This window comes from Acinetobacter sp. YZS-X1-1 (genome assembly GCF_000804305.1).
Lineage (GTDB): Bacteria > Pseudomonadota > Gammaproteobacteria > Pseudomonadales > Moraxellaceae > Acinetobacter > Acinetobacter variabilis.
The window spans coordinates 37877-60021 of record NZ_JWHB01000007.1 but is presented as its reverse complement, the minus strand read 5'-3'; the positions used below and the strand labels follow the sequence as shown (position 1 = coordinate 60021).

Here is a 22145-nt window from a genome sequence, read left to right as displayed (position 1 = left end):
CAGCAAACTCATCAGTTACATTTTCAATAAAATTAATATATTGATTCACATATCTTTTATTCTATTTATTTTTATAATTTTTTTTATAAATACGATAATAATATTTCATCCAGACGGGTGCTCTAGGCTTCTTATCTTTGTTCCATTACAATCTTTATACCTATTTCTTACATTGTCGGGCTGAACACTTTGAATAACGAGTCTTCACAACTTCAGCGTGGCTTAAAGAACCGTCATATTCAGTTGATCGCCATGGGCGGTGCAATTGGCACAGGCTTATTCTTAGGTTCCGCACAGGTGATCCAATCTGCGGGTCCTTCTATTATTCTTGGCTATGCCATTGGTGGCTTAATTGCATTCTTAATCATGCGTCAATTGGGTGAGATGATTGTTCATGAACCTGTAGCAGGTTCATTCAGCCATTTTGCTTATAAATACTGGGGCAAATTCCCTGGTTTCCTTGCGGGTTGGAACTACTGGATCTTATATATCTTGGTAGCTATGACCGAATTAACCGCCGTTGCAAAATATATTAATTACTGGTGGCCGCATATTCCTGCCTGGACCTCAGTCCTGTTTTTCTTCATCGTAATTACGCTGGTCAATCTCGGCAATGTGAAATTTTACGGTGAATCAGAATTCTGGCTGTCCATTGTGAAAGTGACTGCAGTCATTTCCATGATTGTCTTTGGTCTCTATTTGATCCTGACCGCTGATGCATCTTCAGGGGCTTCTTTCAGTAACCTCTGGACTGCGGGTGGTTTCTTCCCGAATGGCTTTGAAGGCTTATTCTATATGCTGGCCTTCCTGATGTTTGCCTTCGGTGGTATTGAACTGATCGGGATGGCGGCAGCAGAAGCTGAAAATCCAGAAAAAACCATTCCAAAAGCGATTAATCAGGTCGTATTCCGTATTCTGGTGTTCTATGTAGGTGCATTGACGATTCTGTTGTCTTTGGTGCCTTGGAACCAGCTGGAACTGGGTGGCTTGGATAAAAGCCCGTTTGTGATGATCTTCAGCCAGCTGGGGATTAACTGGGCAGCACATCTGCTAAACTTTATCATCCTGACAGCGGCACTCTCTGTTTATAACAGTGGTATGTATGCCAATAGCCGTATGCTTTATGGTCTGGCACAGCAAGGTAATGCCCCTAAAATCTTCAAGACCGTGAACAAACAAGGGGTGCCAATTCCTGCAGTTCTGTTCTCTGCCCTGCTGATTTTCGGCTGTGTACTTCTAAATTACTTTGTTCCTGAAGATGCTTTAAGTCACCTGATTTATGTGGTGGTAGGTGCACTGGTACTGAACTGGGCCATGATTAGCCTGACTCACTTCAAGTTTATGCAAAGCATGAAGCAGTTAGGACAAAAGACCAGTTTCCCTGCATTGTGGTCACCTGCAAGTAATATTCTGGTTTTAGCTTTCATTGCGATCATTCTTTACATCATGTGGACACAAGGTTTTAAAGAATCAGTGCTGATGCTTCCGATCTGGGTAGTGATCATGTTTATTCTGTTTAAGGCACTGCGCCCTAAGAATTAATCAAAAAATCTTTTAATCGATGATTTTTAAAGTTATTGCTTCGGCAATAACTTTTTTTTTGCATTTTTTACAGTACAATAGCCTTCTTTTCGCGCCCTTAGCTTAACTGGATAGAGCAGTTGCCTCCTAAGCGACCGACGTGGGTTCGAGTCCCGCAGGGCGCACCATCCTTTCAAAATGTGATCTATACTTCAAAAAATTAGCGTTAATCTTCATATTTTTAGAATATTTTTTATACAAAAAATCATTTTTTCCTCATTATTTTATTTCTTTTACTTTCAAATACTTATTTCAAAATGAGGCTATTTTTTGGTATAAAAACTCTATTTTGATGCTTTTTTAGACTAATTAGTTTTTTCTAGAGCATTTACTCTTATTTTAATTGTGCTATTTTTGTCACATGGAGTAACAAATGATTGCGGATAAATACCCGAAATCTCCAAGAATTTAATAAGTGCAAACAACAACGCTAGATATAAATTTGTACCTCAAGGAAAGACGTAAATGAAATTAAAAACATTAACTACTGCAATGATTCTTGCAACTGTGCCTATGACAGGCGCATTTGCAGCAGCACTAGATCGTTCAGGCCAATCAATGGCGGCCTTCCTGCAACCTGGTAACTATTTTGAAGCAGGTATTTCAGTCCTAGATCCAGATGTATCTGGTAAAGAAGCTGGTACAAGTGAAACACGCCGTAATATTGAAGATATGGCTGGTGATTACTATTTCCCAAGCGCGGCCTTAAAATTTCAACCTACTGAAAAATTCTCAGTCGGTATTTTATATGACCAACCATATGGCGCTGATGCAGAATACCAAGGTACCAATGTCTTTACTTCAAACCCAGGTACAGACACTATCTTATCAACTGGTGCAATAAATAATATTGTACGTACTAGAGCAATTGCAGCTCTTGAAGCTCAAGGACAGCCAGTAAATGACCAAACAATAGCATTTGCTTCTCAACAAGTTAGAGATAGTGCAGCATTTCAACAGTTAACTGGAGCACTTGCTGCAGGTAATAATTTCTTAGGCGAAGGGAATACTAAAGTTGAAGTAGATACTCAAAACCTATCTTTAGTTTTTGGTTACCAACCGACTGAAAACTGGAATATCTACGGTGGTGGTGTCTATCAAACCGTTAAAGGGAATCTAAGCTTACGCGGTCAAGCATATAGCCTTTTCAATGGTTATGATGCGACATTTAAAGAAACAAGTGGTACAGGCTGGTTAGCAGGTTTAGCCTTCCAAATCCCAGATATTGCTTTAAAAGCTTCTGTAACTTATCGTTCAGAAATTGACCATGATGTTTCAGCTTCTGAAGACTTATCACTTTTAAACTTCCCTTTACTAACAACTGTATTAGGTGGTCTAGGTGTTTCTCCTGCTCAGCTTGCTACTCTAGATGATTCAGGTAAAACTAAAATTACTACACCTCAATCTGTAAACTTGGATTTCCAAACAGGTGTAATGGCAAATACTGTAGCTTTCGCTAATGTACGCTGGGTAGACTGGTCAAACTTTTCTATTCGTCCTTACCAATTTGGCAATGTAAGTGAAGCTGTAGGCCCTCTAATAGATCGTCCAGATGGCTTTAATCTTGTTGAATATGAAGATGACCAAATTTCAGCAACTGTAGGTGTAGGCCGTAAATTTAATGACCTATGGGCTGGTAACGTATCAGTAGGTTGGGATTCTGGTGCAGGCAACCCTGTATCTACACTTGGTCCAACTGAAGGTTACTGGAATGTTGGCCTAGGTCTTCAATACAGCCCAACCCCAGCCACTTTCATTGCTGGTGGTGTAAAATACTTCATGTTAGGTGATGCAAAAGCACAAACTGGTGCACAAGCTGGTAGTCCTGAGTATGTTGCTGAATTTGAAGATAACGATGCATGGGCATATGGTCTGAAAATCGGCTATCGCTTCTAATTCATGTTAGTTAATAAAAACCACCTTCGGGTGGTTTTTACTGTCTCATCTATATTTTTATACACCCGCATACTATTCGATGCTTTTATCACCAATCAAATTTTTCCTGAGTTCAACTTTCTATATATTTTAATAAAAATCATTATTTGTTTATTTTCATCAAGTTAATTAAAAAATATAGTATAAATACTCTAAGCAATCATTTTTTATAACCGCCATAGTTCATTTCTTGGACAAAGTGGAGCATTTACTCTTTTTAAATTTGTGTTACTTTTCCACAACTTTTATTAATATTTATGCAACATTGTCAAGGATGAGCCATGAAGCTTAAGCCAATCTCTATCGCTATTCTTCTTTCTAGCCTGCCTACTTCTCTCGTGTTCGCTGCCGGGTTAGACCGTTCAGGCCAGTCTATTCAGGCTTTTTTTCAACCTGGTAACTATGCAGAAGCAGGAATTTCTGTTCTTGATCCAACTGTGAAAGGGAAATCTAAAGTATCTGTTTTTGAAGGTGAAAAAATTAACGACATGGGGGAAGATTACTATTTCCCCTTTGCTGCAATTAAAGTTCAAGCAACAGACAAAATTTCTCTAGGCTTGATCTATGATCAACCTTTTGGAGCAGATGCAACATACGCTGAAACTGCTGGTTCTTTTGGTAATGGTGTAGAAGGTACATCAGTTGATGTTGACACACATAATTTAACTACCCTTATTGGTTATCAACCTACAGAAAACTGGAATTTCTATGCTGGTCCAGTGTGGCAAACTGTTGAGGCTGATATTAAATTACGGGGGGGTGCTTATTCTTTATTAAGTGGCTATAACATTCAGCTTAAACAAGAAGAAGCCTTTGGATGGCTTGCTGGATTTGCTTATCAAATTCCTGAAATTGCATTAAAAGCTTCTGTTACCTATCGTTCAGAAATTAAGCATAAAGCAAAATCTTCTGAACAGTCTGATTTAGCTCTTTTAGGACAACAACTTCCTGATGCAGGTCATCCTTTAAGTCCAGCTAAACCATTATTGGCGACTTTAGGTGAAAGAGAAAGCACTGTTGAGGCGGTTACACCTCAGTCGGTAAATATTGATCTACAGTCAGGTATCGCTCAAAATACTATTGCTTTTGCAAATCTTCGTTGGGTTCATTGGGACCAATTTGCTGTGACACCATCTTTACTCGCTCAAGCTTCAGCCTTGGCAAAAGGAAAAGCACAAAATCTGATCGATTACTCTGATGATCAATGGTCAGCAACAGTCGGTGTAGGTCGCAAATTCAATAATAAATGGTCAGGTTCAGCTTCTGTAGGTTATGACTCAGGTGCAGGAAACCCGGTAACCACCTTGGGTCCAACTGAAGGTTATTGGAGTGTCGGTCTAGGCGGCCAATACAGCCCTACAGAAGACTATTTTATCCAGGCTGGGGTTAAATACTTCTGGCTAGGAGATGCACAAGCACAAACAGGCGGCACTATTGTAGGTGATTTTGAAGACAACCATGCCATGGGTTATGGCTTAAAAATCGGCTACCGTTTCTAATTGCGTTAAAAAATTAGTATTCAACAAGAAAGGGCGCTTAAAGCGCCTTTTTTTATTTACCTAAATTATTTAAGCTGGAATGTCACGTACTGAAGCATTACGAATCGCTTCTTTTAACGCATCATAACCACGAATTGGCGGGAATTGCGGGAATTCAGCAATCACATTTTCAGGCGCATCAAATAGGAAACCATAATCTGCTTCACCTAGCATCGTAGTATCGTTATAAGAATCCCCTGCTGCAATCACACGGAAGTTCAAACCATGCAGTGCTTTAACAGCCTGACGTTTTTGATCTGGCTGACGAAGTTTATAGGCTGAGATCATGCCCGCTTCATCCGTTTCCAGTTTATGACAGAAAATCGTTGGCCAGCCTAATTGCTTCATTAAAGGATGAGCAAATTCATAGAAAGTATCAGACAGAATAATCAGCTGAAAATGAGTACTTACCCATTCTACAAATTCTTTAGCGCCTTCAAATGGTCCCATATCCGCAATCACGGCTTGGATATCATTTAGGCCCAAACCATGCTGTTTTAAAATATTCAAACGCTGGGTCATCAACACATCATAGTCAGGAATATCACGTGTCGTTGCTTCGAGCTCTTTAATACCTGTTTTTTTAGCAAAATTGATCCAGATTTCTGGAACCAAAACGCCCTCTAGATCTAGACATACGACTTCCATGAAGCATCCCCCTCAATTGTATTGAAAAAATTTTGCCCTATCATAGCTGAAGAAAAAGATTTTGCACTGTTCTTTTTTAAATCTGTTTTTTTCATAAGTATTTATTTTTTAGTGATAAGTAGCTTTGGGCATTTCTATTAAAATAGAATAAATCTGAAATAAATTCATATAGGCCACGTCATTTCCAAGCCTATGTTGCCAGGACTCATATGACCAAAATCCCCACTATTGCTATGGTAGATGCGTTCGCATCTGAATATGCGGATAAATCACCAAGTGAAATTTTAGCGCTTGCTCTCGACCAGGAAGGTGAAATTGCTATTTCATTTTCTGGTGCAGAAGATGTTGTACTGATTGATATGGCATCGCATTTAGGTAAACCTTTTCGGGTATTTAGCCTGGATACAGGGCGTCTGCATGCTGAGACTTATCAATTTATTGAAAAGGTTCGCCAGCACTATAATATTGATATCGAAATCTGCTTCCCGGAAACAGAGGCGATTCAACAACTAACGACTGAGAAAGGCCTGTTCAGTTTCTACCGTGACGGCCATCAGGAATGTTGTGGAATCCGCAAGGTACAGCCTTTACGCAAAAAACTGGCAACTTTAGATGGCTGGATTACTGGTCAGCGTAAAGACCAAAGCCCGGGAACACGGAATGACATTCCGGTGGTTCAATCTGATGAAGGTTTTTCTGGTCCAGGCAAACAGCTGATTAAATATAATCCCCTTGCTAACTGGTCTAGCGCGGATGTGTGGAATTATATCCGTATGATGGAAATTTCATACAATCCATTGCATGAAAAAGGTTTCATCTCGATTGGTTGTGAACCTTGTACCCGCCCTGTGCTGCCAAATCAGCATGAACGCGAAGGACGCTGGTGGTGGGAAGAAGCCACCCATAAAGAATGTGGCTTGCATGCCGGCAACTTGAAAAAATAATCTTAAAAAACCATCCGTTCGTCGGGTGGTTTTTTTGTGAACCAATCGGCTACAGAAAAATCAGTACCTTTATGCGACAAAATCGCTATACTTTGTAATGTGATACCAATAATTCTAACAAGGTTGCTTATACATGAGCAGCTGAAGAAAATGCAGTGAGGCAATCTACGCTATGCGTCCATTACATCCGATTGACTTTATTTTTTTGTCTTTAGAGAAACGGCAGCAGCCTATGCATGTAGGCGGGTTATTTTTGTTTCAAATTCCTGACAATGCACCAGCCTCTTTTATCCAGGATCTGGTGACTGATATTCGTAATTCCAAATCCTCACCGATTCCTCCATTTAATAACTATTTAAACGGTTTATTCTGGGATGAAGATGAAGAATTTGATTTAGATCATCATTTTCGTCATATTGCCTTACCGAAACCTGGGCGTATCCGCGAGCTGCTGACTTATATTTCCCAAGAACATAGTGCACTGATTGACCGCGCTAAACCGCTTTGGACCTGTCATATTATTGAAGGCATTGAAGGCAACCGTTTTGCCATGTACTTCAAGATTCACCATGCGATGGTAGATGGTATTGCAGGCATGCGTCTGGTAGAAAAATCACTTTCTCATGATCCACATGCGAAAAGTATTGTGCCACCTTGGTGTGTAGAAGGCCCACGAGCAAAACGTCTGAAAGCGCCGAAAGTCAGCCGCATGAAGAATGTGCTACAGGCGATTAAAGGACAGCTGGAATGTACACCACGAGTGGCTTATGAATTATCGCAAACCGTACTGAAAGATATGGGGCGTAATCCAGATTATGTATCCAGCTTTCAGGCGCCAAGTTCGATTTTAAATCAGCGTGTTAGTACCTCACGTCGTTTCGCAGCCCAATCTTTTGAGTTCTCACGTCTGCGTCATATTTCCAAAGCTTTAGGTGTAACCATTAATGATATTGTGCTGGCGATCTGTTCAGGTGCCTTACGCGAATATTTACTCACACAAAATGCTTTGCCGAAAAAACCATTGATTGCGATGGTGCCGGCTTCCGTACGTAGCGATGATTCCGATGTTTCCAACCGTATTACCATGATTCTGGCGAATCTCGGCACGCATAAGGATGATCCTTTAGAACGCTTAAAAACGGTACGTCGCAGTGTACTCAGTGCTAAAGAGCGCTTTAAGCGCATGAATGCCAATCAAATTTTGAACTATAGTGCCTTTGTCTATGGTCTTGCAGGATTCAATATTGCATCTGGCTTAATGCCAAAACGTCAGGCATTTAACGTGATCATTTCAAATGTCCCTGGTCCTCAGGAACCCCTATACTGGAATGGCGCACGTTTAGAAGCCTTATATCCGGCTTCAATTGTACTGGATGGACAAGCACTGAATATCACGATGACCAGTTATATGGACAAGCTTGAAGTAGGTCTTACCGCTTGCCGTAATGCTCTACCAAAAATGCAGAATCTGTTGACTCATCTTGAAGAAGAAATTCAGCGCTTCGAACGGATTGTGGATGGTGAACCCGTCCCAAAGTTGAAAGCGGTCAGTTAGCCGCGGACGAATAAAATCTGGCAATGGACTGCTAAAAAGTGTGTGAGCACTTTTGCCAATTATTTATTGAAAAACAAAGGGGCAATTTAAGCCCCTTGATTTTATTCCTTTTACAGTTTGAATGAAATTCATATAACTGCAATCTATTTTGGTTTAATTAACTTTTAATAGTACGACACTGTTTTAATAACTGATGGCAAACAGAGCGAATCATAGAAGCTGTAATCTGAACTTCATTCCCGCGTTCATCCACAATATATCCTGCATGCACAGCCTTTGGTTCTAATACGTGTTTCAAGCTTTTATTGATTACAACTTTACTCATACTCATCATAGACTCCTTTTGCTAAGCCTAGAACTGGGAGAAAGGCTTTGGCTAATTTGATGTTTCTAGTATTGTAAATATCAGTAGAGATGTAAAATTTCAGATGTAACAAGTGTTTAACGATATTCTGTTACAATTTCAGCTGAGAATGATATCGTATTGCTCTTGCGTGTATAAATTTTCGACCTGGAATTTAATTACACGATTAATAAAGTGTTCCAGATCCGCCACAGCTGGGGCTTCTGCAGTCAACAGCCGATCAATCACTGCCGGATGGGCAACGACAGTAAAGCCACTTTGTGATTCATAAGCGCGAGCATAGCGCAGGATTTCTCGAAAGATTTCGTAACACACTGATTCTGCTGTTTTCACATATCCACGTCCCTGACAGGTCGGACAGGACTCGCATAACAAGTGTTCCAAAGACTCACGGGTACGCTTACGCGTCATCTCCACCAGCCCCAGTTCAGACACCTGGGTGATCTTGGTTTTGGCATGATCACGTTCCAGCATTTTCACAAACTGGTTCATCACCTCTTCACGATGCTGCGCTTCCTGCATGTCAATGAAGTCGATGATAATAATACCGCCCAGATTACGCAGACGCAGCTGACGTGCAATGACCTGTGTGGCTTCCATATTGGTTTTAAACACCGTATCTTCCAGCGAGCGACCGCCCACATAAGAACCGGTATTGACGTCAATTGTGGTCATGGCTTCAGTCTGGTCAATCATCAGATAACCACCGGACTTCAGTGCTACACGGGTTTGTAGAGCCTTTTGCAGATCTTCTTCGACATTGTACAAATCGAAAATTGGTCGCTCGCCCGGATAATGCAGTAAACGGTCTTTCATGTTCGGCACGAACTCATCCACAAACTCTTTCAGCTTGCCGTGAATTTCACGTGAATCGATATAGATCTTTTCGGTTTCTTCATTGGCCAAGTCACGAATGACACGCTGTGGCAAAGGCAGCTCTTCAAAAATTAATGAAGGCACTGCGATGACTTTTTGTTTGCGCTGGATGTATTCCCATAGTTTAGCTAAGTAAGCCATATCCTGAGCAATGGCTTCCTCTTCAATGCCATCCGCAGCAGTACGGACAATCACGGAACCTGGCAGCTTGTGTTCTGCCTGAATACGCTCAATGATCGAGCGTAAACGATTGCGTTCATCTTCGGATTCAATCCGCTGCGATACACCAATATGATTGCCATATGGCATCAGGACCAAATAACGTGAAGGAATAGAAAGATCAGTAGATAGACGTGCGCCCTTGGTGCCGAGCATGTCTTTCATCACCTGAACGGTGAGAATCAGACCCGGCTGCAACAGCTCGAATACATTCGGCGTTGGCTGGTTACGTGGCCAGACCATGTCATTGATATGCAAAAATGCCGTTCTGGACAGGCCAATATCAACAAAAGCGGCCTGCATGCCTGGCAAGACCCGGACCACTTTCCCTTTATAGATATTCCCGACCAATCCGCGCTTGGCCGTACGCTCGACAAACAGTTCATTCACCGTGCCGTTTTCAATCAACGCCACCCGACATTCCATCGGTGTGACGTTAATCAACAACTCGTCAGACATAACAACACTCAAAACATTATAAGAATTCTTTTTCAGCAGTTAATTTAGTGCCTTAACCGTCTGCAATAACTGTACTGTTTCATATAGTGGCAAGCCCACTACATTCGAATAACTACCTTCTATTCTTGGAATATAACGCGCTGCAATTCCCTGTATTGCATAGGCGCCTGCTTTCCCAAGCGGCTCACCTGTTGCCCAGTAACTTTCCATATCATGGCTATTTAGTGGCTGAAATTCAACCTGTGTACGAACTACTATACTGTATTTTTCTTCTTTTGTGCGGACGCACACTCCAGTATACACATCATGCCATCTCCCTGAAATTTTTTCCCACATTTTAAAGGCATGCTGTTTGGATTCAGGTTTCCCCAAAATCTCATTATTCACACCTAAACTGGTATCCGCAGCAATAATAATGGCATCCGGGAACAGCTTGGCCACCGCTTCCGCTTTGACTTGCGCCAGACGTTCGACATAGGCTGCAATGGACTCATTTTCCAGTACAGATTCGTCTACATCTGGGCTACAGATCTCAAAGTTCAGCCCGAGTTGCTGCAAAAGTTCACGGCGTCGGGGTGAGCTGGAAGCGAGGATTAAATGCGCCATTTTCTCAAAAAGTAATAAAGCACTGGCCATATGATGACACTAGTCAGCATGGGAATCCAATGTCGTGCAAATGAGAATTGTACGCCGGTCGAAATCTGGGCAAAGAAGATAATCATCAAATGTGCCAGAATCGCAATTGCCGTAATTACCCATAAATTAGCAAAGGTCAGAATACGGCGCTCACGGGTCAGGAAACGTGCCACAAAAGCAATGATGATAAAGCTAAGTGCATTTAGACCTAAAGGCGCATCAAGCAGTAAATCAATGAATATCCCGGTAGCAAATGCAAACCAGATTCCACACCAGGTCGGCTGACACAACACCCAGAACAGCATGATCATCAGCATAAACTGCGGGCGCCAGCCAGAGAGCGAATAAGATAAAGGATAGACCACCAGAACCGAGGCAAAAATTACCGAAATCATGATCGGCAACAAGGGATCCCGATGGGTTCTTGGTTTCAGTTTAGCGATCGACATGTGGCTGCTCCATCGCTAAAGAATCGGAAAATAACACCACTACATGATGACCACCAGCCAGCTGCGCTGCCGGAACCACATCAATCTGGGCAAATTCACCTGAATTATGACGTTGTACTTTAGAGACGGTGCCGACCAGATAGCCTGCCGGGAAATGCTGTCCCAAACCCGAGCTATAGACTTTTTCACCGACTTTGATGTTGGCACTGGTCGGTACATATTCCATTTTCAGGCGTCCCAGATCCCCGGTTCCCGAGACAATGGCACGCATGCCAGTATGTTCCAGACGTACCGACAAGGAGTGTTTTTTATCAGAGAGTAGCATAACCCGGCTACTATGCGGATAGACATCAATAATTTGTCCCATAATCCCCATGTCATCCAGTACGGTCTGACCGACTTTCAGCTTGTTATTGGAACCACGGTTGATCACGATGATATGGCGTAGCGGATCAGCATCGGTACCAATCACCTCAGCAATTTCCATACGTCCATCAAGAATCAGAGAGGTATCTAAAAGACCGCGCAAACGGGTATTTTCTGCAGAAAGCTCTGCAATTTTTTGTAGGCGAACTTGCGCCTGCAATAGCTCAGCCCGCATCGCGGTATTTTCACGACGCAGTTGTGCTTCAGATTTGGTTTGTTGATTCAGCCATTCTCGCGACAGTACCGGATAGCTAGCCACGGCATAAATGGGATTATAGGCCGCGTACAAGACATCCCTTGCAGGTTGAACAACATGTGGCATGCGCCAGTCAAAGAACAGCACCACCAGACATGTTATCAGTGCAATGATAAAAGAGCGAAAAGATGGCGGTTGTCGAGAAAACAGATGTGCTTGCACCCGCCGAATCCTTGTCTTAGCCTACAAATAACATGTCATGATTTGGATTGTCGAAGAATTCGAGTACCTTACCACCACCACGAGTCACGCAAGACAGTGGATCTTCAGCAACCACAACAGGCAGACCTGTTTCTTTAGCAAGCAGCTTGTCCAGGTTACGCAGCAATGCACCACCACCGGTCAACACGATCCCGCGTTCAGCGATGTCAGAAGACAGTTCAGGAGGTGTTTGTTCCAATGCAGATTTCACAGCAGACACGATGTTTTGTAGTGGATCAGAGATCGCTTGAGTGACTTCATCCGAGTTCACCACAATCGCGCGAGGCACACCTTCAGCCAAGTTACGGCCACGAACTTCAATTTCCAGCGGTTTTGCACCTTCATCTGGAAGTGCCATGCCAACTTCTTTTTTGATCACTTCAGCTGTGGTTTCACCGATCACGCAACCATGTGCCTTACGTACGTAGTTGATGATCTGTTCATCAAATACATCACCGCCAATACGCAGCGAGTCTGCATATACACAGCCCTGCAATGAAATGACTGCAATCTCAGTTGTACCGCCGCCCACATCGACAACCATCGAACCACATGCCTGCTCAACCGGCATGCCTGCACCAATTGCAGCAGCCATCGGTTCTTCAATCAGACGTACTTCACGTGCACCCGCATTATAAACTGCTTCACGGATCGCACGGCGTTCAACCAGTGTCGATTTACATGGCACGCAAACCACCACGCGTGGCGCTGGCGGAAATAAACGTTTTTCGTGTACCTTACCAATGAACTGATTTAACATGGTTTCGGTCACTTCGAAATCCGCAATCACGCCGTCTTTCATCGGACGGATTGCAGAAATATTTGCTGGGGTACGACCAAGCATTTGTTTCGCGTCAAGACCTACGGCAGCAACAATTTTATGTGAACCACTGTGACGGATGGCTACAACCGTCGGTTCATTTAATATAATGCCTCGTCCTGGCGCATAAATAAGTGTATTTGCAGTACCTAAATCAATAGCGAGATCTGGCGAAAACAAGCCTATTAGTCGTTTTAGAATCACGGGGACGTTCTCAGTTAAACTTTATATGGACGCAAGGTGGCCACTTTAACTAAATGTGATGATTTGGACAAGTCAATCGCTTATCATAACGCATGATAATTTGAATTTTTTTTAATACTGATTAGGTAATATTATGTCTACATCGGATGCACAGTCTTCTGCAGATTTAAATGCAGAAACAGTTTCAGCTATTGCCAACCTCGCAAGGTTATCTCTTAATGATACGCAATCTGCTGAATATGCTCAAAGTTTAAATAAAATTTTAGGCATGATGGAAACGCTGAAAGGCATCGATACTGACGGTGTTGAACCACTGAAAAGCCCTTTCGACCACCCACAGCCTTTACGTGAAGATGTCGTGTCGGAAAGCAATCATCGTGAGGAATACCAAGCAGTTGCACCTGCTGTACAGGACGGTTTGTATCTCGTCCCACGCGTGATTGAGTAATTACTACCCAGTTCATTCTTTTTATTAAATTAAACGTAAAGAATTATTTCTCATGACAGATTTACACCGCTTATCCATTCGTGAACTGACTGAAGGTTTGGCAAATGCTCAATTTTCATCCCGCGAATTGACTCAACACTATTTAAAACGCATCGAAAAAATTGATGCACAGGTCAAGGCTTATGTGACCGTGACTGCTGAACAAGCATTGGCTCAAGCTGATGCTGCCGATGCTGCAATCAAAGCCGGCAATGCCACTGCCCTGACTGGCGTGCCCATTGCGCATAAAGATATCTTCTGTACCCAAGGCATTAAAACCACTGCCGGTTCTAAAATGCTGGACAATTTTATCTCTCCTTACGACGCGACCGTTGTAGCGAAAGGTAAAGCTGCGGGCTTAGTCACACTTGGTAAAGTGAACATGGATGAATTTGCCATGGGTTCAACTTCCGAGTCTTCTTATTTTGGCGCGACCAAAAACCCTTGGGCACTAGATCACGTTCCAGGCGGTTCTTCAGGTGGTTCTGCTGCGGTTGTGGCTGCTGATCTAGCACCTTTTGCAACCGGTACGGATACCGGTGGTTCAATCCGTCAACCAGCATCTTTTTGTGGTCTGACTGGTCTAAAACCGACTTATGGCCGTGTATCACGTTTTGGTATGATCGCGTATGCATCATCTTTGGACCAAGGCGGCCCAATGGCACGTTCGGCTGAAGACTGTGCTTACCTGATGAATGTGATGGCCGGTCACGATGCTAAAGATTCAACATCAATGGACAAAGATGTTGATGACTACGTTGCTAACCTGAACGGTACTTCTGTAAAAGGTCTGCGCATTGGTATTCCAAAACAGTACTTCAATGTTGAAGGTCTGGATGCAGACGTGAAAGCACGCGTTGAAGAATCACTGAAGAAACTGGAAGAAATGGGCGCAACCCTGGTTGAGATTGATCTCAACATGACTGAAGCTTATGTTCCAACTTACTACCTGATCGCACCTGCAGAAGCATCTTCGAACCTGTCTCGTTATGACGGTGTGCGTTATGGCTACCGTTGTGAAGAGCCAAAAGATCTTCTCGATCTTTACAAACGTTCTCGTTCAGAAGGTTTTGGTGCTGAAGTTCAGCGTCGTATCCTGATTGGTACCTATGCCCTGTCTGCCGGTTATTACGATGCTTATTATGTGAAAGCACAAAAAGTACGTCGTTTAATTCAACAAGATTTCTTAAAAGCATTTGAATCTGTAGACGTCATCGCTGCGCCTTCTGCACCGACTACTGCATATCGTATCGGTGCAAACCTGTCTCCGGTTGAAATGTACTTGGGTGACATCTACACCATCGCGGTGAACCTTGCAGGTCTTCCTGCGATTAACGCGCCTGTTGGTTTTGATAAAGACAACTTGCCAGTTGGCTTACAGCTAATTGGTAACTACTGGTCAGAATCTCAATTGTTGTCTGTGGTACACCAGTATCAACAAGCAACTGATTGGCATACTAAACGCGCTGCAATTGCTGAGGAGAATGCATAATGGCTAAAAACGCTGCTAAACCAAAATCTAACCTGATTGATGGTTGGGAAGTCGTTATTGGTATCGAGATTCACACTCAGCTTGCGACTAAATCTAAAATCTTCTCTGGTTCATCAACTGAATTTGGTAATGATCCAAATACTCAGGCGAGCCTTGTAGACCTTGCGATGCCGGGTGTATTGCCAGTACTGAACAAAGAAGTCGTTGATCTTGCGATTCGCTTTGGTCTGGGCATCGATGCGTATATCGATCAGGCTTCTGTATTTGCACGTAAAAACTACTTCTACCCGGATTCTCCAAAAGGCTACCAGATCAGCCAGATGGATAACCCGATTGTAGGCTTGGGTCATATCGACATCCAGCTTGAAGATGGCACGGTAAAACGCATTGGCGTGACTCGTGCGCACCTTGAGGAAGATGCAGGTAAATCGATTCATGACCAGTTTGAAGGCATGTCAGGCATCGACTTGAACCGTGCCGGTACGCCGCTTCTAGAAATCGTATCTGAACCGGATATACGTTCTGTTGAAGAAGCCGTGGCTTACATCAAGGCGATTCATACACTGGTACGCTGGTTAGGTATTTCTGACGGCAACATGGCAGAAGGTTCGTTCCGTGCCGACTGTAACGTGTCTTTACGTCGTCCGGGTCAACCGTTCGGTACACGTTGTGAATTGAAAAACTTGAACTCATTCCGTTTCATTGAGCAAGCGATCAATGTTGAGATTGAACGTCAAATGGAAATTCTGGAATGGGATGGCACTATCGACCAAGAAACTCGTCTGTTCGACCCTGTGAAGATGGAAACCCGTTCAATGCGTTCTAAAGAAGAAGCGAATGATTACCGCTACTTCCCTGATCCAGACTTGTTGCCTGTGGTGATTCCAGATGCGCAAATCGAAGCGATTAAAGCGCAAATGCCTGAGCTTCCTGCTGCTCGTCGTGCGCGTTTCGTGGCTGACTTTGGTGTTACTGAATACGATGCTCACGTGCTTACTCTTACTCGTGAAATGTCAGAATTTTACGAAGAAGTCGTTAAGGCTGCTGGTGGCGCTGCACAAGGTAAGATTGCTGCAAACTGGGTGATGGGCGAATTCTCAGGTGCTCTAAACAAAGCTGGTCTAGACCTTGCTGATTCTCCTGTGTCGAGTGAGAAATTGGGTGGTATGATCGCGCGTATTGTGGACAATACAATTAACGGTAAGATCGCGAAGCAAGTATTCGGCTTTATGTGGGACGAAGGTAAATCTGCGGACGAAATTATTGCGGAAAAAGGCTTGAAGCAGGAAACTGATACAGGCGCAATTGAAGCGATTATTAAAGACGTACTTGCTGCGAACGAGAAGATGGTTGAAGAGTATAAATCTGGTAAAGAGAAAGCCTTTAATGGTCTTGTTGGTCAAGTGATGAAAGCGGCTAAAGGGAAAGCTAACCCTGCGCAAGTAAATGAATTAATGAAGAAATTGATTGGTTAATAATTGACTAATTGGTTGTTTTCATGAGATAAAAACCTCGCTTAATGCGGGGTTTTTTTTATGAATTTTAACAAATTAAAATTAGATAAAAAAAGAAGTATTGAAGAGTACTTTAATTTCTTTATTGAAAATTGCTTAGATATAGAAACAGCAATGAAAGGAATCAACGATGGAAACGCTGTATTTATTGGTAATATTAGTTTCGGATTCTCTCCAGAAATAAATAGTGCTTGGCGAGAATTCTTGACCAATATTCTCAAAGTCAAAAAATTAACCAATTATGTGTCATACAAAACTATCGATAAAGAAATCAAAGCACTATTCAAAGAATATTTGCTCAATAATAAAATAAATTTATTTGAAAAATTTCAACAAACTATAGCTAATCTTGAACAATATAAAAACGAAATAAAATTTCATTACTTTTATGTAAAGGGATTTAAATCAGCCCAAATATATCACTTTGAAAATATTAAAATTGGAAATTTTGAAGATATCTGCCCTCTTTCTAATACATCCTTTTCCGCCAAGATTAGATCTAATTTTGAAGAAATATATAAATATAAGTTAAAAAATAATACCTTCAGTTCACTTGATGATTATTATAAAAATGATTTAGATAGATTAGTTAGCAACTTGGAGGGAAATACTGTTTTAGAAATATCCAATTATGGTGATGATGAAAGCTCATTAAATCAAAGTATCACTGATGCTGAATCATTTATAGATGAATTAATATTTCTAACAAAAAATAGTACCAATCTAGATTTTAATATTAGTCTAAATTTAAGAAAACAGGAAAATACTTTTCCATTAATAGTGAATTATGAAAACTCTAGATTAAGTTCTTCAACTGAAAAAATTGAACATTTGGTTTTACTTAACCTAAAGGAAGAAACCAATGCACCAATTCAAATTGGACGAATTTTTAAAAAATTAAACTTCCCACTATACACAAAAGACAATCACAACAAGTTAATTGAAAAATTAAAAATAGCTATAAGTTGGTATTCTTCATCATTAAAAACCCTAAATCATAGAGAAAGCTTTCTTTTTTGTGCGATAGGTATGGAAGCATTATTAACGAACGGTAGAGACTCTATAACTAAAACTTTATCTGAGAATACAGCTTTCCTGATTGCTAGCAGAGATAAAGAAAGTCGAAAGTATATCTATAATCAAATGTCATATTTATACTCCCAAAGAAGTGGCATTGCCCATGGTGGAAGTGCAAATATTGAATTAAAAGATCTAGTTCTATTACGCTATTATTTATCAGTCTGTATTACTACTATCATAAGCATGATTCAAAATAATATAATTAATAATGATTCTGAATTATATAAATATCTTGAGGATCTAAAATTTGGATAAATTAATGACCATCAAGAAAGAAGCCTCTATCGCCAAATGCGAAGGCTTAGGACGCATTCAACTTTTTCAATCCCTCTCCTTACGAAGTTTCACTTCTCACCTTTAAAAAAGGAGACTTGCTAAGCGAGCAATTTGATACGCGGTGTTCCCTCTCCTTTTTTAAAGGAGAGGGCTAGGGAGAGGATTATCATTTAAATTTCAAAATTTTAATCATACAATCAAAAAAACACTTCACACCAAAAACAACATGACTATCAAAAAGGTCTCCTCCATCGCCAAATTCGAAGACTTAGGACAAATCCAAATTCTCTAATCCCTCTAAATTCAACATCTATCACAAACAAAGCAAGCGAACTATATTGAAAAATCCATAATTCTCTTACAATCAGCAAATACTCTCCCAAATCTCTCTACCATGTCTAAAAACCTCGCCACACTGATTGGATTAAGTGCCATTTTGCAATGGTCATCCATTGTCGGATTACTGAAAAAAATCAGTGCAAGCATTGGGCCGGATTTAGCAGTGCTGATGATGTATAGCTTAAGCACCTTGCTCTTACTGGCTGTTTTTGGCTTGCCCAAACTCAAAACCATACCCAAATTTTATCTGCTGAGTGCAGCTGCATTATTTCTGGTGTATGAAATCTGCTTTGCCTATGCCGTAGCACTTGCACAAACTGCACAGCAAGCCATTGAAATTAGTTTAGTGAATTATCTGTGGCCCAGTATGACCATCGCCATGCTGATTTTATTTCATGAACTAAAATTTCACAGCTTAGTAGTGGTAGGGCTCAGTATTAGTGTGGCAGGTATTTTTTATATCCAGACGGGCAACGGCGATATTCATTTAGCAACCGTCATTCACAATATACAAGCCAATCCGACCAGTTATATATTGGCATTTATTGGGGCGAGTTTATGGTCGCTATATTGTGTATTTACCAAAAAATACAGCCAAGGACATAACCCGATCGTGTTCTTTTTCGCGATGGTAAGTGTGGTTCTCTGGAGCAAAACGCTGCTGTTAGATCTCGAACAACTACCACAACTTCTTAATATTGACTTGAATATCATGCTGTATATGTTGCTGGTGTCAGTCGTAACTGGCTTGGGTTATGCAGCCTGGAATATCGGGATTAACCAGGGCAATATCGCGATGCTGGTCGCATTGTCTTATTTTAGCCCGATTTTTTCGTCTGTCATTTCCATGTGGGTACTGAATACCAGTCTATCCCACACCTTTTGGATCGGCACGATGATGGTTACCTTAGGTTCATTTATTTGCTGGCTGTCGACCAACTGGGATGAAATTCGAGGTCGACTGTTTCCAGGCAAGCTTTATAAAACTTAAACCACGTTTTTGCGGTTTAAGTTTTATTGCATCTGCAATTAATTAACGGGTGAGGCCTAATCTATTCCACACGTCAGGTGTCAAAAACGTCGTGACCAATTTGCTCATATCGATATATTTGAGTACGCCACTTAGCTGACTTTTGATTTCGGGATTTTTCAGTATTTCCTCACCTGTAACCCGCCCAAGCTTCTGGAAACTTTCGCCCACTGCTTGTACTCCTTCAGCCTGAATGACCGCTTTGGTTTGGGTTGGACATTGCTCAACCAGAATCCGCTGTAAAACCGTCGCTAAATTTCTGTCGAGCGTTTCCTTTTGAGTTGCGGTTACATTGCTAAAAGCTTTCAGATCAGGATGATTACCCAATGCCACAAAGGTCCATTGCAAGACTGTGGTTTTATCGGTGGCCGTCGTGGATTTCATTAAACAGTCACTAAGCTGATCAACTGTTGGACCAGCTGTCGCAATCTGAGTAGCACCCAGTAATGCTGTAGTCATGAAGACTGCCCGAAGACCAGATAAAACTTTAAAACCCATAATCTTTCCTTTTTCACCCGTTCAAACTGCTTGAACAATGCAGTTTCTTTGTAGCATGTAAAAGGTTGGAAAACCTGTAAAACTCTGTAACCTGAGAGATAAAAAAAATCCCGACATCAGTCAGGATTTTTGGAATCGAATGAGGAAATCAGACTTACCAGATTTTTACCCGTTTATCTTCTTCCAGATACATCGGATCTTCTTGCTTGACGCTAAAGGCTTCATAGAAAGGTTTCTGGTTAAGTAAAGTGGCACGACCACGAATGGCTGCTGGTGAATGCGGGTCTGTTTTTAATAGCTGCAATGCCAGTTCTGGACGAACTTTGGCACGCCATGCCTGCGTCCAGCCAATATAGAAACGCTGATCTCCAGTATATCCATCAATCACCGGTGCAGGTTTGCCATTAAGAGACAATTTATAAGCTTCATAGGCAATTGCCAGACCTGAGTTATCGGCAATATTTTCACCTAAGGTCAGTTCACCATTGACATGATAGCCCGGTATCGCTTCATAGGCATTGTATTGCTCAACCAGAGCTTTGGTTTTTTCCTTGAATTTTTTATCGTCTTCTTCAGTCCACCAGTTTTTCATGTTGCCATCTGCATCAAAGCGGCTGCCCTGATCATCAAAGCCATGACTAATTTCATGTCCAATTACTGCCCCGATTGCTCCATAGTTCACGGCATCATCGGCATTCATATCAAAGAATGGCGGCTGTAAAATCGCAGCAGGGAAAACAATTTCATTGCCCATCGGGTTGTAGTAAGCATTTACCGTTTGCGGCAGCATATGCCATTCTTCACGGTCAACCGGTTTGCCCAGTTTATCCAGCGCGATGTCATAATTGAAACCGTTGGTACGACGCAGATTTCCAATCAGGTCACCATCTTTAATTTCCAGCTTGCTGTAGTCACGCCATTTATTTGGATAGCCAATTTTCACTCTAAAGTTTTTCAGCTTACGGTATGCCTGTGCTTTGGTTTCCGCGCCCATCCAGTCCAGTTTTTCCAGATTCTGTTCAAATGCCAGCAACAGGTTTTCTACCAGTTTTTCCATGCGCTGTTTCTGTTCAGGCTGGAAATGTTTTGCGACATAGACTTGTGCCAGACTTTCACCGAGTACCGCATTGGTCATATCAACCCCACGTTTCCAGCGTGCCCGTTGCTCGGTCACACCGCGTAAGGTTTTGCTGTACATTTCAAAGTTTGCATCAGCAAATTCCTGACTTAAGTAAGGTGCAGCACCATCAATCAGATGGAATTTGAAATAGGTTTGCCATACATCGAGGGGTGTGCTGCTTAAAATCTTGTTTAAATCTTCAAAATAACTTTTTTGCGCCACAATTACGGTTTTGGTTTTTTTGTCTAAACCCGTCGCTTTAAAATAGGTTTTCCAGTCAAATTCTGGCACCAGGCTTTTGACGTCTTTTAATGTATAGACGTTATACATTTTTTCGAGATTACGGTTCTGCACGTTATCCCACTGAATTTTGGCAATTTCAGTTTCTAACTTCAGAATAGATTGTGCATGTGCAGCCGCTTCTGCCTCTGTTTCACCCGATAGCGTCAACAGCTTAGCAATGTGTTTAACATAAGTTTCACGGGCACTTTTCAGTTTTTCATCGTCTTTTAAATAGTAATCACGATCCGGTAAACCTAAACCACTTTGACCCAAAAACACCGCCATTTGATCAGACTTTTTCAAGTCAGGCATCACGCCAAACTCAAAAGGCGTGCTGACACGGTTTTTTGCATAGTCTGCAAGCAACAAAGTAAAATCTTTCTTGCTTTTCATGGCCTCAATTTTGGCGATATCTGCTTTTAGCGGCTGGATACCTTTTGCATTTAAAGTTTCCGTGTCCATAAAGCTGGCATACAAACTCCCCACTTTCTGCTCATTGCTGCCATATTCCGATTTGGTTTTCGCCAGCTCTTCTACAATGTCATGTAATTGCTGGGTCGAATTTTCACGCAAAATTGTGAATGCACCCCAGTTTGGCATATCAGCTGGAATTTCCTCATGCTCTAACCAGTGCCCGTTTACATGCTGATAGAAGTCCTGTTGTGGTGCGATTTTTTTATCAAAATGTTGAAGATGAATCCCCGAGCCAAGTGCTGCAATAGCGGTTTGATCTGAAGCATAATTTGCAGAGGAAACGGCTAATAAAGCACTTACCAATGCGGTTTTTAGAAAAATTTTCAAAGCTTGCTATCCTCGCGCTTCACTGCGCAGTTAAATTTATCAATACGTGTTGACCTAATAATCAAACACTTAAATCTTTACAAGCAGCATATATGCCAATTTTTAAACTGGTCTT

At 41.8% G+C, this 22145-nt stretch carries 19 protein-coding genes and 1 tRNA gene; 11 read left to right on the top strand and 9 right to left on the bottom strand.

Features of this window, described 5'->3' with window-relative positions; translation table 11 throughout:
* The first annotated feature begins 189 nt into the window (after window positions 1–189).
* The 4 genes from RJ01_RS06300 to RJ01_RS06285 all read left to right on the top strand — a co-directional run bounded on the left by RJ01_RS06300 (window position 190) and on the right by RJ01_RS06285 (window position 5015).
* Window positions 190–1542 carry an amino acid permease gene (locus RJ01_RS06300; protein WP_034170409.1) on the top strand — a complete coding sequence of 451 codons (1353 nt, stop codon included), beginning with the start codon at window positions 190–192 and terminating at the stop codon, window positions 1540–1542.
* A 91-nt stretch (window positions 1543–1633) separates the two neighbouring features.
* Window positions 1634–1709: transfer RNA gene (locus tag RJ01_RS06295), tRNA-Arg, on the top strand.
* A gap of 337 nt (window positions 1710–2046) precedes the next feature.
* The gene (locus RJ01_RS06290; protein ID WP_034170408.1) at window positions 2047–3477 is read left to right on the top strand and encodes an outer membrane protein transport protein; all 1431 of its coding nucleotides are present in this window, start codon (window positions 2047–2049) and stop codon (window positions 3475–3477) included.
* 320 nt (window positions 3478–3797) lie between these two features.
* A complete protein-coding gene (locus RJ01_RS06285; RefSeq protein ID WP_034170407.1) occupies window positions 3798–5015 on the top strand; it encodes an OmpP1/FadL family transporter in 1218 nt (405 codons plus the stop codon).
* A gap of 69 nt (window positions 5016–5084) precedes the next feature.
* Here the strand turns inward: RJ01_RS06285 and thrH are convergent, their stop codons facing one another.
* Window positions 5085–5702, bottom strand: a complete 618-nt coding sequence (gene thrH, locus RJ01_RS06280; protein WP_034170406.1) for a bifunctional phosphoserine phosphatase/homoserine phosphotransferase ThrH — start codon at window positions 5700–5702, stop codon at window positions 5085–5087.
* 209 nt (window positions 5703–5911) lie between these two features.
* On the opposite strand from thrH, the gene RJ01_RS06275 reads away from it, so the two are divergent.
* Together RJ01_RS06275 and RJ01_RS06270 are read left to right on the top strand one after the other, a co-directional pair.
* Complete coding sequence (locus RJ01_RS06275) at window positions 5912–6646, top strand: phosphoadenylyl-sulfate reductase (RefSeq protein ID WP_034170405.1); 735 nt, start codon at window positions 5912–5914, stop codon at window positions 6644–6646.
* 172 nt (window positions 6647–6818) lie between these two features.
* Window positions 6819–8201 carry a wax ester/triacylglycerol synthase family O-acyltransferase gene (locus RJ01_RS06270; protein WP_005234485.1) on the top strand — a complete coding sequence of 461 codons (1383 nt, stop codon included), beginning with the start codon at window positions 6819–6821 and terminating at the stop codon, window positions 8199–8201.
* 157 nt (window positions 8202–8358) lie between these two features.
* Here the strand turns inward: RJ01_RS06270 and RJ01_RS16310 are convergent, their stop codons facing one another.
* From RJ01_RS16310 to RJ01_RS06245, 6 genes are all read right to left on the bottom strand, one after another.
* Window positions 8359–8532 carry a PA1571 family protein gene (locus RJ01_RS16310; RefSeq protein ID WP_004783090.1) on the bottom strand — a complete coding sequence of 58 codons (174 nt, stop codon included), beginning with the start codon at window positions 8530–8532 and terminating at the stop codon, window positions 8359–8361.
* Between the two features lie 132 nt (window positions 8533–8664).
* On the bottom strand, window positions 8665–10119 hold the full coding sequence (rng, locus tag RJ01_RS06265) for a ribonuclease G (RefSeq protein WP_005234484.1): 1455 nt from the start codon (window positions 10117–10119) through the stop codon (window positions 8665–8667).
* A 39-nt stretch (window positions 10120–10158) separates the two neighbouring features.
* Window positions 10159–10725: a Maf family nucleotide pyrophosphatase gene (locus RJ01_RS06260; protein ID WP_034170447.1), complete on the bottom strand. Its 567-nt coding sequence runs from the start codon at window positions 10723–10725 to the stop codon at window positions 10159–10161.
* The gene (gene mreD / locus RJ01_RS06255; protein ID WP_005234482.1) at window positions 10713–11204 is read right to left on the bottom strand and encodes a rod shape-determining protein MreD; all 492 of its coding nucleotides are present in this window, start codon (window positions 11202–11204) and stop codon (window positions 10713–10715) included. Before mreD ends, RJ01_RS06260 begins: the two co-directional genes overlap by 13 nt.
* Complete coding sequence (gene mreC / locus RJ01_RS06250; protein ID WP_034170404.1) at window positions 11191–12048, bottom strand: rod shape-determining protein MreC; 858 nt, start codon at window positions 12046–12048, stop codon at window positions 11191–11193. Before mreC ends, mreD begins: the two co-directional genes overlap by 14 nt.
* 16 nt (window positions 12049–12064) lie before the next feature.
* Window positions 12065–13111 (bottom strand): rod shape-determining protein, encoded by a 1047-nt coding sequence (locus RJ01_RS06245; RefSeq protein ID WP_005234480.1) that lies wholly within the window; start codon window positions 13109–13111, stop codon window positions 12065–12067.
* Window positions 13112–13244: 133 nt separating this feature from the next.
* On the opposite strand from RJ01_RS06245, the gene gatC reads away from it, so the two are divergent.
* From gatC to yddG, 5 genes are all read left to right on the top strand, one after another.
* Window positions 13245–13559, top strand: a complete 315-nt coding sequence (gene gatC, locus RJ01_RS06240; RefSeq protein ID WP_005234479.1) for an Asp-tRNA(Asn)/Glu-tRNA(Gln) amidotransferase subunit GatC — start codon at window positions 13245–13247, stop codon at window positions 13557–13559.
* 52 nt (window positions 13560–13611) lie between these two features.
* On the top strand, window positions 13612–15090 hold the full coding sequence (gene gatA, locus RJ01_RS06235; protein WP_004783101.1) for an Asp-tRNA(Asn)/Glu-tRNA(Gln) amidotransferase subunit GatA: 1479 nt from the start codon (window positions 13612–13614) through the stop codon (window positions 15088–15090).
* Window positions 15090–16565: an Asp-tRNA(Asn)/Glu-tRNA(Gln) amidotransferase subunit GatB gene (gatB, locus tag RJ01_RS06230; protein ID WP_034170403.1), complete on the top strand. Its 1476-nt coding sequence runs from the start codon at window positions 15090–15092 to the stop codon at window positions 16563–16565. Before gatA ends, gatB begins: the two co-directional genes overlap by 1 nt.
* Before the next feature lie 60 nt (window positions 16566–16625).
* Window positions 16626–17939 carry a HEPN domain-containing protein gene (locus RJ01_RS16285; RefSeq protein WP_034170402.1) on the top strand — a complete coding sequence of 438 codons (1314 nt, stop codon included), beginning with the start codon at window positions 16626–16628 and terminating at the stop codon, window positions 17937–17939.
* A gap of 415 nt (window positions 17940–18354) precedes the next feature.
* Window positions 18355–19290 carry an aromatic amino acid DMT transporter YddG gene (gene yddG, locus RJ01_RS06220; RefSeq protein WP_034170401.1) on the top strand — a complete coding sequence of 312 codons (936 nt, stop codon included), beginning with the start codon at window positions 18355–18357 and terminating at the stop codon, window positions 19288–19290.
* Between the two features lie 42 nt (window positions 19291–19332).
* Here the strand turns inward: yddG and RJ01_RS06215 are convergent, their stop codons facing one another.
* Together RJ01_RS06215 and RJ01_RS06210 are read right to left on the bottom strand one after the other, a co-directional pair.
* The gene (locus RJ01_RS06215) at window positions 19333–19827 is read right to left on the bottom strand and encodes a hypothetical protein (RefSeq protein ID WP_034170400.1); all 495 of its coding nucleotides are present in this window, start codon (window positions 19825–19827) and stop codon (window positions 19333–19335) included.
* Window positions 19828–19981: 154 nt separating this feature from the next.
* Window positions 19982–22030, bottom strand: coding sequence for a M13 family metallopeptidase (locus RJ01_RS06210; RefSeq protein ID WP_034170399.1), 2049 nt, complete (start codon window positions 22028–22030; stop codon window positions 19982–19984).
* Window positions 22031–22145: the final 115 nt, after the last annotated feature.

Excerpts from the sequence above, each read along its gene's own strand:
- RJ01_RS06290 (WP_034170408.1), top strand. The coding sequence starts at position 2,047 with ATGAAATTAAAAACATTAACTACTGCAATGATTCTTGCAACTGTGCCT.
- RJ01_RS06285 (WP_034170407.1), top strand. The coding sequence starts at position 3,798 with ATGAAGCTTAAGCCAATCTCTATCGCTATTCTTCTTTCTAGCCTGCCT.
- thrH (WP_034170406.1), bottom strand. The coding sequence starts at position 5,702 with ATGGAAGTCGTATGTCTAGATCTAGAGGGCGTTTTGGTTCCAGAAATC.
- RJ01_RS06275 (WP_034170405.1), top strand. The coding sequence starts at position 5,912 with ATGACCAAAATCCCCACTATTGCTATGGTAGATGCGTTCGCATCTGAA.
- RJ01_RS06270 (WP_005234485.1), top strand. The coding sequence starts at position 6,819 with ATGCGTCCATTACATCCGATTGACTTTATTTTTTTGTCTTTAGAGAAA.
- RJ01_RS16310 (WP_004783090.1), bottom strand. The coding sequence starts at position 8,532 with ATGAGTATGAGTAAAGTTGTAATCAATAAAAGCTTGAAACACGTATTA.
- rng (WP_005234484.1), bottom strand. The coding sequence starts at position 10,119 with ATGTCTGACGAGTTGTTGATTAACGTCACACCGATGGAATGTCGGGTG.
- RJ01_RS06260 (WP_034170447.1), bottom strand. The coding sequence starts at position 10,725 with ATGGCGCATTTAATCCTCGCTTCCAGCTCACCCCGACGCCGTGAACTT.
- mreD (WP_005234482.1), bottom strand. The coding sequence starts at position 11,204 with ATGTCGATCGCTAAACTGAAACCAAGAACCCATCGGGATCCCTTGTTG.
- gatC (WP_005234479.1), top strand. The coding sequence starts at position 13,245 with ATGTCTACATCGGATGCACAGTCTTCTGCAGATTTAAATGCAGAAACA.
- gatA (WP_004783101.1), top strand. The coding sequence starts at position 13,612 with ATGACAGATTTACACCGCTTATCCATTCGTGAACTGACTGAAGGTTTG.
- gatB (WP_034170403.1), top strand. The coding sequence starts at position 15,090 with ATGGCTAAAAACGCTGCTAAACCAAAATCTAACCTGATTGATGGTTGG.
- RJ01_RS16285 (WP_034170402.1), top strand. The coding sequence starts at position 16,626 with ATGAATTTTAACAAATTAAAATTAGATAAAAAAAGAAGTATTGAAGAG.
- yddG (WP_034170401.1), top strand. The coding sequence starts at position 18,355 with ATGTCTAAAAACCTCGCCACACTGATTGGATTAAGTGCCATTTTGCAA.
- RJ01_RS06215 (WP_034170400.1), bottom strand. The coding sequence starts at position 19,827 with ATGGGTTTTAAAGTTTTATCTGGTCTTCGGGCAGTCTTCATGACTACA.